Origin of the sequence: Candidatus Methanomethylophilus sp. 1R26 (assembly GCF_001481295.1) — an archaeon.
Lineage (GTDB): Archaea > Thermoplasmatota > Thermoplasmata > Methanomassiliicoccales > Methanomethylophilaceae > Methanomethylophilus.
Genome location: NZ_LOPS01000027.1, coordinates 17,477 through 27,897 on the forward strand (window position 1 = coordinate 17,477; position 10,421 = coordinate 27,897).

Sequence of the window (10,421 nt, forward strand, 5' to 3'; positions counted from 1 at the left end):
GGCCCGTGTCCATGCGGCACGGCCCCTCCTCTCGATATGGTCTATGGTCTGCCGGCGGGGACGAAGTGGATCTCGTTGCCCGCTGTACCGCGGGGAAATGCCGCGGACCGGAGCCGAAAAGCATGAAAGTATGGGAAAGAATGAAGATAATCAAGGAGAACGTGAGCCTATCGAGCATCTCCAAACGCGCAGTGAGCGAAGGCGATGCTCCTGCAGAGACTGCCTTCAAGCAGTACAAGGCATTCCGTTACACCAAGATGCTTTTCCTCATAGGGTCGGCGGTCATCCTGCTCTTCCTCATCGGGATCAAACTGGGGATCGGCTCCTACCCTATATCATTCGGCGATGTGTACAGCACCCTCTGGCACCATCTCAAGGGAGATATCGAGAACTATTCTTACGATAACGTTGTCTGGAACCAGCGCATGCCGAGGCTCCTGACGGCCATCTTCGTGGGCGTCGGTCTCTCGGCGGCCGGTGCGGCCATGCAGAGCATGATGAAGAACCCCCTGGCCGATCCGTACACCACCGGTATCTCCGCCGGCGCCCTGTTCGGCGCCACGCTGGCCATGACGATGGGGATCACCATCGTGGGCGGATATTACGGCCGCATCGTCAATGCCTTCGTGTTCGCTATGGTGCCGGCGGCAATAATCCTCATCCTGGCCAAATGGAGGAGGCCCACTCCTGCCATGATGATCCTCGTCGGGATATCAGTCATGTACATCTTCAATGCCTTCCAGGCGTTCATGATGCTCACCGCCGATCCCAACTCGGCATCTTCGGTGTACACATGGAGCGTCGGGAGCATCGGGATGACCACTTGGGAAGAGGTGCCCATGCTGGCCTGCATCGCCCTCCTGGGCGCGGTGGCATTGTTCTTCTGCACCAAGGTCCTCAATGCCCTCAACTCCGGGGATTCCTACGCCAAGTCCCTGGGGATCAATGTCGACCGCGTCAGGATCGTCATCATGGTCCTCGTCTCCCTGATAGCGGCGGGTACCGTCAGCTTCACCGGGGTCATCGGATTCGTCGGTCTGGTCTCTCCTCATATCGCGCGTATATTCGTGGGCTCGGACAACCGCATCCTCCTGCCCGCTTCGGCGATGATAGGTGCCAGCCTCATGGTGCTGTGCGATATCATCGGCTATACGGTCGCCGGCTACAGCCTGCAGATCGGCATCATAACCGCCATGATCGGAGGTCCGCTGTTCCTGATCCTCATCGTCTCGCAGAAGAAAGGAGCGTGGTGAAATGGTCGTGCCGATAGTCACTGAGGACCTGTCCGCTTCCTACGATGGCAGGACCAACGTCTGGAGCGGCATAAACATCACCATCGACCGTCCCGGTCTGGTGGGGATCCTCGGCCCGAACGGGGTCGGGAAATCCACTCTCATGTACACGATCAACAAGATAATCGACCCCAGCGGCGGCCATGTGTACCTCGGGGGCAGAGATATTGCCGAGATGGACTACAAGGATATAGCCAGGTTCGTCGCCTACGTCCCTCAGGTGTCCAACGAGACTTTCTCGATGAGCGTCATGGACACCGTCCTCATGGGGCGCTATCCGGTTTCCGGCTTCAACACCTCCGACGATGACATCAGGATCGCCGCCAACTGCCTCGATCTGATGCACATGTCGGAATTCGCGATGCGTCAATTCGACGAACTGTCGGCAGGGCAGCATCAGAAGGTAATGATCGCCAGGGGACTGGCCCAGGAGCCGGACATCCTTATGCTAGACGAGCCGACCGCGAACCTCGACGTGTACTACCAAATGTACGTCATGAAGATCCTCCGCGAGATCGCCCACAGGAACGGCATCATCGTGCTGACCATCTGCCACGACCTCAATGTGGCCTCGAGGTTCTGCGACCGCGTGATACTCCTGTCCGATGGGCATGTCCACTCGGACGGAACGCCAGAGCAGGTCATCACCGAGAAGAACATCCAGGATGTGTACGGGTCAGGTCGGAGGTCCGCAATGTGGACGGAAGGCCGTATATCATCTTCCACTCAGACGATGCGGCCGAACTTGACAGGGATCCCGGGACGATCTATCGGGTGGGGAACTACAAGGGGAAGGAGGCGAGGATATCGGATGCCAAGAATCATTCATCCGCCTTTCTCAGTGGCCGCTTCGGGAAAAGAACAGGACGCAGAGAAAATGAGGATGAAAGGAAGTAATGGCCTTCCTGCCTTGATTTTCAAATAAACTGCGGGGCGAATGCCCCGGGAATTGCAATTTTCGTTTCGGGATTACGCATTTTATCGTAAGTAATTCATTTTAGGCATGGCATAATATCAAAAATCTACGAAATCCGCAGCAATTTTTTCGGATACTTTTATTTACGAACATCTGTTTTGCCCATCCAGTCGTGTGATTGCATTCGACTCGACCTGCACGCTCTGACGCCGAGCGCTTGACGCGCAGGTTTCGGTGTGATAGCTAATGTCGGGATTAGATTCGTTTATTGACAGTTTAAGTGATAGCGTCAATGACGGCATAGCCTTCCTCAACGATTATTTCTGGGGAATTTCGTTCGTTTTCCTGATCGGCCTCGGCCTCATCTTCACCTATAAGCTGAAGGGGCTGCAGATCGCCAAGATCAGGGAGACGTCGAGGCTTGCCCTCTCTGGCGTCTCGGAGGGGAGGAAGACCAATAAGATCTCCTCATTCGAGGCCTTCTGCATAGGAATGGGCGCGCGCATCGGCGTAGGAAACATCGCCGGTGTTGCCACCGCAATAGTTACCGGAGGGCCCGGAGCGGTCTTCTGGATGTGGATCTTCGCCATCATCGGATCCGCGAGCAGCTTCATGGAGTCCACGCTCGCGCAGATCTACAAGGAGAGGAAGGGGGACGGCCACTTCTACGGCGGCCCGGCATACTATGCTTCTAAGGGACTGGGCAACAGGAATCTCGGTATCCTTGCCGCAATTCTCCTTGTGCTCACTTTCGGGATCGGCTTCGTCGCCGTCCAGTCCACGAACGCCTCCAATGCCCTCTGCGGGGCCTTCGAATTCGACAATAACCACATCGTGTTCGCGCTTATCATCGCGGCCATAGCCGCGCTCATCATCTTCCGCGGGCTCAAGGCCGCTGCCAAGTTCTCTGCGGGCGTGGTCCCTTACATGGCGCTCCTGTGGCTCGTCTTCGCCGTCGTTCTCATCTGCTTCAACCTCGGCGGAGTGCCCCACGCGTTCAAGATGATATTCGAGTATGCCTTCACCGTGCCCAGCGCTCTCGGCGGAATGATCGGGACAGTGGTCCTGACCGGGCTCAAGAGAGGAGTGTTCTCCAACGAGGCAGGTCTCGGTTCGGTCGCCAATGTCGCGGCCACCGCGGACGTGAAGCATCCCATCAAGCAGGGGATGATCCAGTCCTTCGGCGTTCTGGTTGATACCCTCATCGTGTGCACCTTCACCGCTGTCGTCATCCTCTCCTACGGGAACTTCGAAAGCATCCTCGCATTCGGCGAGAAGGGGTCCGTGCTCGTCCAGAGCATCGCCTCGGAGAGCGTTGGCAACGACATCACCAACTACATCATCGCGCTGTTCATGTTCATCTTCGCGTTCACCAGCCTCATCGGATATTACACCATGAGCGAGTCGAACGCCAGGTTCATCAAGGATGACAAGAGGGTCATCAACTGCATCAGGCTGCTCGTCATCGCGGTCGCATTCTGCGCCGCGTGCGTTGAGGACGTGTCCCTGGTCGACTCGTTCAGCGATACCTTCATGGCGGCCATGGCGGCGGTCAACATGACCATCGTGGCGCTTCTCAGCAGGAAGGTCTTCGAGGCCTACCGGGATTACCGGAAGCAGAAGGCGGAGGGCGTGGAGGAACCGGTCTTCCACAAGGATGCCCTGTCGGACAGCACCGGCGTGACGGAGTGGGATTGAGATGGGTTCCGAGCTCACGGCAGAGAAGTGCACCGCGTACATCCGCGCCTGCATCATCATCACTTTCATCCTGGGAGTGATAACGGGCTACCTGTACCACGGCGGCGAGAACAACGCGATGTTCGTGCCCCTCATCATCGGGTTCGTCTCGATCTCCTTCGCCTATTATTTCATAGAGAAGCGCGGAGACATCATCGCCGGCAAGAAGGTCGAGGAGGAGTGACCTCCTTCCTTCCGGCCGCGTAAACCTTTTCCGATTTTTCTCATCGGCCCGGAAACCCTCCGGGCCTGACCTTTTTCTTCAGTTCTCATCCCCGAATGCCGGCGTCGGCCGGCATCCATAAGTCCCAGGCAAGCCGGGGCGCATTCCACTTTGAGCGGAAGAACGGACAGGGCCTGCAGCGGCCGGATTCTCGAAGGGGTGCGCGACAGGAAAAGACCCAGATGTAGGAAAAAGCAATGGGCGGACCGGTTCCCGCCCGAAAAGGTTTCAGTTCCCGGCGCTGGCCTTGTCGATGGCGGCGTCGATCTCCTTCTGGAGGTTCGACGGCAGCCCTTTGATGCCGCCGACCAGGAAGCCGCGGACGATCATCGAGACCGCCTGGTCCTCGGTGAGGCCGCGGGACATGAGGTACTCGATCTGATCCTGGGCGATCTTTCCGACCGCCGCCTCGTGGGTCATGTCGACGTCGGCGCAGGTGGCGATCAACTCGGGGATAGCCTGGGTGGAGCCGCCGTCCTTCAAGATGATGGACTTGCACTCCAGGTGGGCCTTGGCCCCGGGCGCGTTGCCCTCCAGCCTCCCGCGGGCGATCATCTTGCCTCCGTAGGTGATGTTCCTGCTGAGGATCTCCGCGCCGGTGTTGGGAGCGTTCATGACCGCGCATCCCCCGGTGTCGATGTTGGAGTTGCCGTGCGCGATGCACATGGTGTTGAAGCTGCAGGTCGCCCCTTCGCCGTCGAGGTAGGCGGTGGGGAAGGTCTGCACGGTGCCGACAGGGTCCAGGACGATGTAGTTGTTGACGTACCTGGCGCCTTTCTTCAGCATGACGTTGGTCCTCGGCCTGACCGCGGTCTGGGTGTTCCAGCTGTGGATCATGGTGAAGGACATCGAGGAGTTCTCCCCGACGTACATCTCGGAGACGCGACGTGGAGGGCGTCGTTGGCGTGATGGACCGAGGTGCACCCGGTTATGATGTCGAGGGACGCGTTGTCGTCGACGATGATGATGTTGTGCAGGTTCTGTATGGACTTGTCCTGCCCCAGCATCATGCAGGTCTGGACGGGGTATTTGAGGTGGTATCCCGGCTTGACGTAGATGAAGTACCCGTCGGAGTCCTCCTCGTAGGTCTTGGCGGTGTACTTGTCCTTGGCAGGGTCGACGGCCTTCCAATAGTAGTCCTTGACCCAGGGGTAATGCTTGAACGCCAGCCTGGTGGGCTCGATGATGACCCCCTCCTGCGCCCTGTTGGAGCAGTGGGTCATGCCGTTGTCCATGAACAGGATGGTCCCGGAGCGGGCGGAATCGTCGGTGTCCACGCCGACGTTGATCATCTTGAGCTTGAGGTCGTCGGGGGCATCGGCCAGGTTCTCTATCGGGGCCGCCTTGTCCCTCTCGCCCTCTTCGTAGCGGTCCAGGTCGATGTCCGATCCGAACGCGGCCTTCTTGCCGAGTGCCTTCTTTATCTCAGAATCATCGCGCTGGGTCATTCGTCGTCAACTCCGTATCCGTTCTTCTTGATCTCGCCGAGGATCTTGTCGGGGTCGCCTTCGCGGACGACCTTCCCGTGGATGAGCACGAACGCCCTGTCCGCGCTCATGTAGTCGAGGATCTGCCCGGTATGGGTGATGACGAACGCCGAGACCTTCCTCTTGCGGACGATGCCTGTCTCCGTCCCGTAGATGAGCTCATGGACCTTCCTGCCGATGAGGCCGATGTTCTCCAGGTCGACCCCGGACTCCGGCTCGTCGAGCATGACGAAGTCGGGCTCCTGAGCGGCGAGCTGCAGGAGCTCGGACCTCTTGATCTCCCCTCCGGAGAACCCGACGTGACGTCCCTGTCCATGAAATCGGACATGCGGAACTCCTTCTCGCGCCCCGTGGTCCCCTTCCCGTTGGCGGCGGTGGCCTCCACGAGGGTTCCCAGCTTGACGCCGATGACGTTGGGGGGCCTCTGCATCATGATCCCGATGCCGAGTTTCGCACGCTGGTCGACGGTCATGTGCGTGATGTCCTTGCCCTTGAATATGATGGCCCCGCGGGTGACCGTGGTCTGTCCGAATCCCATGATCGCGCTCATGAGGGTCGATTTCCCGGAACCGTTGGGTCCGAAGAGGACGCAGGTCTCTCCCTCTTCGACCGACAGGTTGACACCTTTCAGGATCTCGCGCTCCGGCGGAGACATGCAGGTCCTTGATCTCAAGAAGTGGCATGTTTGAGTGAATTTCGGTCATCCCTAAAAATACTTCTATCGCCACGCGGACTTTTTGTCATCGGCATCAAGCGAAACCATGATTACCGCGGCCGGCATAGGCTGGGTCATGGAAGGGGAGCGGTCCTGCATCAGCGGCATGCCGGCGGATTCCGTCCGCACGCTGATCTCGCCCGGGGGCAGGGGGCGCATCCTCCTCGGCAGGCGCAGGGTGCCCAAGGAGGAGCTCCTCGCCGAGGTGAGGGACAGGATCGCGCAGGAGGCTCCGGGCCTCCCGACGGCAATGTGCGGCCGGGGCCACCCGTTGGAGGAGGTCCTGGCAGGTGCAGAAGGCCCGCTGGCCGTCTGCGTGGAGGACCCCGCCTGCCTGCTGGGCGAGGAGCGGTTCATCGCCTCGTTAGACGATTCCATAATGGTCTTCTGTTGCCAGGAGCTCTGCCATCAGGTCCCGGTCGTCTTCAGGGTCCGCCGAGACGGGACGGCAATGTAATTATCGCCGGCAGACGGTACATCGTCCGATGGAGAAGGAGATCTGGTTCGCAGGGGGCTGCTTCTGGGGGACCGAGAAGCTGATGTCATCCGTCCGCGGCGTCGTGTCCACCGAGGCCGGATATGCCAACGGGGACCCGTCCGTGGAGCCCACCTATGAGGCGGTCTGCCGCAGGACCACCGGCTACCGGGAGACCGTGCACGTGGTCTACGATCCCGCCGAGGTCAGCCTGGACTTCCTCGTCTACGTGTTCTACTCGTCCATAGACCCGACCCTGAAGGACAGGCAGGGCGGGGACTACGGGCCGCAGTACCAGTCATGCATATTCTGGAAAGAAGGGGATCCTGAGTCGGAGGAGACCGTCCGCAGGATATCGGCGGTCGAGGCACGGAGGCACAGCCCGTTCATGACCGTGCTCGAGCCGCTGAAGAGGTTCGTCCGCGCCGAGGAGTACCACCAGAAGTACCTGGACAGGAACGAGCACGGCTACTGCCATGTCGAGCCTTGGACCATCGATGCGGCCGCGGGCAGGAAATTCGATCCGGGCGATTACCGGCGCCCCTCCGAAGAGGAGATCAGGGAGAGGCTCACGCCGGAGCAGTACGAGGTGACCCAGCATGCCGCGACCGAGCCTCCTTTCGATAACGAGTACGATGCTGAGTTCAGGCGCGGGATATTCGTGGACAGGGTGAGCGGGGAGCCCCTTTTCGTATCCTCGGACAAGTTCAACTCCCACTGCGGATGGCCGGCCTTCTCGCGCCCGATAGACCCGAGCGCGGTCGTCATCCGCGAGGACCACTCCCTCCCGGTGACCAGGCTCGAGGTCCGCGGGAGGGTCTCCGACAGCCATCTGGGACATGTTTTCTACGGCGACCGCTCATCGCCCAACGGCGTGAGGTACTGCATGAACAGCGCCTCCCTCATGTTCATCCCGATCGAGGACATGGAGAGGAAAGGCTATGGGAAGCTCATCCCGCTCGTCGGCCCGAAGAGGGAGATGTGGCGAGTTTACTTCCCGCCGTCCGCCAGCCTCTTCGCCGCGTAAGAGCACGAGGCCGTCAGCTTCAGGCCCTCCTCGGCGGCGAACGATTCAGCGCGGTCGACCATCATGCCGGCTATGCCTTGCCCCCTGCATGCGGGATCGACCACGGTATGCTCGATGTCCATCCTGCCGTCTTCGATGGAATAGGTGAGGTATCCGACCTCCTTCCCGTCCGTCATCGCCGAGATGCGGCAGCGGCAGCGGTCCTGGGTTATTTCAGGCTCCATGGCAGAGGATGGCATGCGGAAAAGATAAGCGTTTCAGAAGCGTCCTCTGTTCATGGAACCGAGGGAGCGCATCATCAGAGCATTTTCGGACGGGGACGGAGAGCGGCCTCCTGCCGCCATCTTCACCCAATCGGCGACCGTCTCCCAGATGGACAGGTGCGGGGCCGCCTGGCCGGAGGCCAACTACCGGGCCGATCTTATGGCGAGGCTGGCGCTGGAATCATCGATGTCGTTCGGGTTCCCGACCGTCCGCGTGCCGTTCTCCATCACTGCGGAGGCCCAGTCGCTGGGATGCGGGATAAGGGACTGCGGGAAGAGCAGCCAGCCGATGGTCGTCGGATCGCCTTACAGGGACAGCGGGGCCGTCCCGGACGTGCCCGACATGCCTTCTCCGGAGGAGTTCGCCGCCTCTCCCCTGATCAGATTGGCGCCGGAGGCCCTGCGCCTGGCCGGGAGGGAGCGCCCGGACCTCTTCTCCGTATCCGGCGTCGCCGGGCCGGTGTCCGTCGTCGGCCTCCTGCTGGGCATCGAGAACCTGGTCATGGGGACCATGTCCGACATGCCGCTGATCGGCAGGTGGATCTCGGCGGTGCAGCCGCTCATAACCGCGGAAGCGAAGCTCTGCGCCGAGGCCGCCGACTGCGTGCAGGTGACGGACGGCCTCGCATCCCCCGACATCCTCCCCCCGGATGAGTTCGATGCCGTGTGCGGGGACCGCCTGCGTCCGATATATTCGTCCCTGAGATGCTACAAGACGCTGCATATCTGCGGGGACTGCACGGAGACCGTCGGCAAAATGGCCCGCATCGGCGCCGACGGGATATCGATCGATGTGCAGACCGATACCGCAACGGCGGTCAGGGAGGCGGAGGGAAGGACGGCCCTCATCGGGGGCGTAGGGCCCGTCAGCCCGCTGTACACCGGGACACCGGAAGAAGTGAGGGATGAGGCGCTTGCATCGGCGGAGGCGGGATACGGGATCATCGCTCCGGGGTGCGGGGTGCCGCCGTCGGCGTCCGATGAGAACCTCCGCGCTCTGGCACATTACCCGGATGCGTGACGGTCCTTCCGCCTGAAGGCGCGGCGCCGTTCAGAATAAAAAGTTGAAAAGCAGGGCGCATGTGGTAAGGCGCCCTGCCGGGAATTCATTCGATCTTGAACTCCACGTTCCTCTTGAGGCCGAGGTCGGCGGCCACTTCGAGGGCCTTGTTGAAGGCGCAGGGGACGGGGCATGCGGCGTGGGGCAGCATTTGGCCGCCGCCTGGTAGAAGGGGTTCTCCAGCATGTTCTTGCCCATGACGTCCATGTACTCGACGGACTTGACCTCCTGGGCGAGCTTGTTTATGTGCGGGCAGGCGGACTCGACCTGGAAATCCACATGCATCATGTCATCGCTCATCTTGGCGTTGATGACGGTGCCGAGCTTGCATACTCCGGGGTCGACAGTGACTTTGACATCGCTCATATGAACACTTCGGATGCCCATCCATGAACGCAGGTTATATAATGTTCGCAGCCCGGGTCGGCATCGTGTGGCCCGGACCATGATCCTCATTGTTTTTGCCCTGAGCGGCGACGGCCGCCTGCTTGGCGGCCAGCGCCTCCTGGTCCCCGAGGTACCTCTTCGAGACAACCTTCATCGCATCGTCGAATGTGTAGACGAGCGGCACGCCGGTCGGTATGTTGACCTTGGTGATCTCCTCGTCGCCCATGCCGTCGAGGTACTTGACCAGGGCGCGGATGGAGTTCCCGTGGGCGAAGACCACGACCTTCCTGCCGTTCTCGATGTCCTTCTTTATCCTGGACTCGTAGTAGGGGACCGCCCTCGCCACAGTATCGGCCAGGCTCTCGGTGAGCGGATGGCCCTCGGCAGGAGTGCCAGCATACCTGGGCTCGCGGGCTGGGTTCCTAGGGTCGTCCTCGGCCAGGGCAGGCGGCCTCACGGAATAGGAGCGCCTCCAGATCCTGACCTGCTCCTCCCCGTACTTCTCCGCGGTTTCGGACTTGTTGAGCCCCTGAAGGGCGCCGTAATGGCGCTCGTTGAGCCTCCAGGACTTCTCCTCCTCGATCCACTCGAGGTCCATTTCGGCAAGTGCCAGATGTGCGGTGTGGATCGCCCTTTTCAGGTATGAGGTGTACACCTTATCGAAGGCCATGCCCTCTGCCTTCATGAGACGGCCTGCCTCGGCGGCCTCTTTCCTTCCCTTCTCGGAAAGGTCCACGTCGGTCCAGCCCGTGAAAAGGTTGAGGCTGTTCCACTCGCTCTCTCCGTGTCTGACAAGCACAAGCTGCTTCATGGTACTTCCTGCCCGCGGGGGCTACGGA

Annotated in this window: 11 protein-coding genes and 2 pseudogenes; 7 read left to right on the forward strand and 6 right to left on the reverse strand. The window is 60.6% G+C overall.

The genetic code is table 11. The annotated features are described in order from the left end of the window. The first annotated feature begins 140 nt into the window (after positions 1-140). The 4 genes from AUQ37_RS05440 to AUQ37_RS05455 all read left to right on the forward strand — a co-directional run bounded on the left by AUQ37_RS05440 (position 141) and on the right by AUQ37_RS05455 (position 4,129). Positions 141-1,253, forward strand: a complete 1,113-nt coding sequence (locus AUQ37_RS05440; protein ID WP_058747732.1) for an iron ABC transporter permease — start codon at positions 141-143, stop codon at positions 1,251-1,253. Positions 1,254-1,260: 7 nt separating this feature from the next. Beyond that, on the forward strand, positions 1,261-2,217 hold the full coding sequence (locus tag AUQ37_RS05445; RefSeq protein WP_157844300.1) for an ABC transporter ATP-binding protein: 957 nt from the start codon (positions 1,261-1,263) through the stop codon (positions 2,215-2,217). A 237-nt stretch (positions 2,218-2,454) separates the two neighbouring features. Further along, entirely contained in the window at positions 2,455-3,906 is a 1,452-nt protein-coding gene (locus AUQ37_RS05450; protein ID WP_058747734.1) for a sodium:alanine symporter family protein, read from the forward strand. Between the two features lies 1 nt (position 3,907). Beyond that, positions 3,908-4,129: a hypothetical protein gene (locus AUQ37_RS05455; protein ID WP_058747735.1), complete on the forward strand. Its 222-nt coding sequence runs from the start codon at positions 3,908-3,910 to the stop codon at positions 4,127-4,129. A 267-nt stretch (positions 4,130-4,396) separates the two neighbouring features. Here AUQ37_RS05455 and AUQ37_RS11145 read toward each other — a convergent pair whose 3' ends face one another. The 3 genes and pseudogenes from AUQ37_RS11145 to AUQ37_RS05465 all read right to left on the reverse strand — a co-directional run bounded on the left by AUQ37_RS11145 (position 4,397) and on the right by AUQ37_RS05465 (position 6,338). Next, positions 4,397-5,041, reverse strand: coding sequence for a SufD family Fe-S cluster assembly protein (locus tag AUQ37_RS11145; RefSeq protein WP_201013781.1), 645 nt, complete (start codon positions 5,039-5,041; stop codon positions 4,397-4,399). Further along, positions 5,002-5,616 carry a hypothetical protein gene (locus AUQ37_RS11150; protein ID WP_201013782.1) on the reverse strand — a complete coding sequence of 205 codons (615 nt, stop codon included), beginning with the start codon at positions 5,614-5,616 and terminating at the stop codon, positions 5,002-5,004. Before AUQ37_RS11150 ends, AUQ37_RS11145 begins: the two co-directional genes overlap by 40 nt. Continuing rightward, positions 5,613-6,338, reverse strand: a pseudogene (locus AUQ37_RS05465) (ABC transporter ATP-binding protein). Before AUQ37_RS05465 ends, AUQ37_RS11150 begins: the two are co-directional and overlap by 4 nt. Positions 6,339-6,416: 78 nt before the next feature. Between AUQ37_RS05465 and AUQ37_RS05470 the strand changes: the two are divergent. Continuing rightward, positions 6,417-6,827, forward strand: coding sequence for a hypothetical protein (locus tag AUQ37_RS05470; RefSeq protein ID WP_058747736.1), 411 nt, complete (start codon positions 6,417-6,419; stop codon positions 6,825-6,827). A 28-nt stretch (positions 6,828-6,855) separates the two neighbouring features. After that, positions 6,856-7,872 (forward strand): peptide-methionine (R)-S-oxide reductase MsrB, encoded by a 1,017-nt coding sequence (gene msrB, locus AUQ37_RS05475; RefSeq protein WP_058747737.1) that lies wholly within the window; start codon positions 6,856-6,858, stop codon positions 7,870-7,872. On the opposite strand, the gene AUQ37_RS05480 is transcribed toward msrB, so the two are convergent. After that, positions 7,836-8,096 carry a GNAT family N-acetyltransferase gene (locus AUQ37_RS05480; protein ID WP_058747738.1) on the reverse strand — a complete coding sequence of 87 codons (261 nt, stop codon included), beginning with the start codon at positions 8,094-8,096 and terminating at the stop codon, positions 7,836-7,838. The genes msrB and AUQ37_RS05480 overlap by 37 nt on opposite strands. A 52-nt stretch (positions 8,097-8,148) precedes the next feature. Here AUQ37_RS05480 and AUQ37_RS05485 point away from each other — a divergent pair, with 52 nt between their 5' ends. Then, the gene (locus AUQ37_RS05485; RefSeq protein WP_058747739.1) at positions 8,149-9,156 is read left to right on the forward strand and encodes a uroporphyrinogen decarboxylase family protein; all 1,008 of its coding nucleotides are present in this window, start codon (positions 8,149-8,151) and stop codon (positions 9,154-9,156) included. Positions 9,157-9,241: 85 nt separating this feature from the next. Here AUQ37_RS05485 and AUQ37_RS05490 read toward each other — a convergent pair. Both AUQ37_RS05490 and gpmA read right to left on the reverse strand, forming a co-directional pair. After that, positions 9,242-9,651 (reverse strand): annotated as a pseudogene (locus AUQ37_RS05490) (DUF6951 family protein). Next, entirely contained in the window at positions 9,596-10,393 is a 798-nt protein-coding gene (gene gpmA / locus AUQ37_RS05495) for a 2,3-diphosphoglycerate-dependent phosphoglycerate mutase (RefSeq protein WP_058747741.1), read from the reverse strand. The pseudogene AUQ37_RS05490 and the gene gpmA overlap by 56 nt, the downstream one beginning before the upstream one ends. Between the last annotated feature and the right edge of the window lie 28 nt (positions 10,394-10,421).

What these genes read in the sequence shown, in the direction of transcription:
- AUQ37_RS05485 (WP_058747739.1), top strand. Translation starts at nt 8,149, where the DNA reads ATGGAACCGAGGGAGCGCATCATCAGAGCATTTTCGGACGGGGACGGA.
- AUQ37_RS11150 (WP_201013782.1), bottom strand. Translation starts at nt 5,616, where the DNA reads ATGACCCAGCGCGATGATTCTGAGATAAAGAAGGCACTCGGCAAGAAG.
- AUQ37_RS11145 (WP_201013781.1), bottom strand. Translation starts at nt 5,041, where the DNA reads ATGTACGTCGGGGAGAACTCCTCGATGTCCTTCACCATGATCCACAGC.
- AUQ37_RS05470 (WP_058747736.1), top strand. Translation starts at nt 6,417, where the DNA reads ATGATTACCGCGGCCGGCATAGGCTGGGTCATGGAAGGGGAGCGGTCC.
- AUQ37_RS05455 (WP_058747735.1), top strand. Translation starts at nt 3,908, where the DNA reads ATGGGTTCCGAGCTCACGGCAGAGAAGTGCACCGCGTACATCCGCGCC.
- gpmA (WP_058747741.1), bottom strand. Translation starts at nt 10,393, where the DNA reads ATGAAGCAGCTTGTGCTTGTCAGACACGGAGAGAGCGAGTGGAACAGC.
- msrB (WP_058747737.1), top strand. Translation starts at nt 6,856, where the DNA reads ATGGAGAAGGAGATCTGGTTCGCAGGGGGCTGCTTCTGGGGGACCGAG.
- AUQ37_RS05440 (WP_058747732.1), top strand. Translation starts at nt 141, where the DNA reads ATGAAGATAATCAAGGAGAACGTGAGCCTATCGAGCATCTCCAAACGC.
- AUQ37_RS05450 (WP_058747734.1), top strand. Translation starts at nt 2,455, where the DNA reads ATGTCGGGATTAGATTCGTTTATTGACAGTTTAAGTGATAGCGTCAAT.
- AUQ37_RS05480 (WP_058747738.1), bottom strand. Translation starts at nt 8,096, where the DNA reads ATGGAGCCTGAAATAACCCAGGACCGCTGCCGCTGCCGCATCTCGGCG.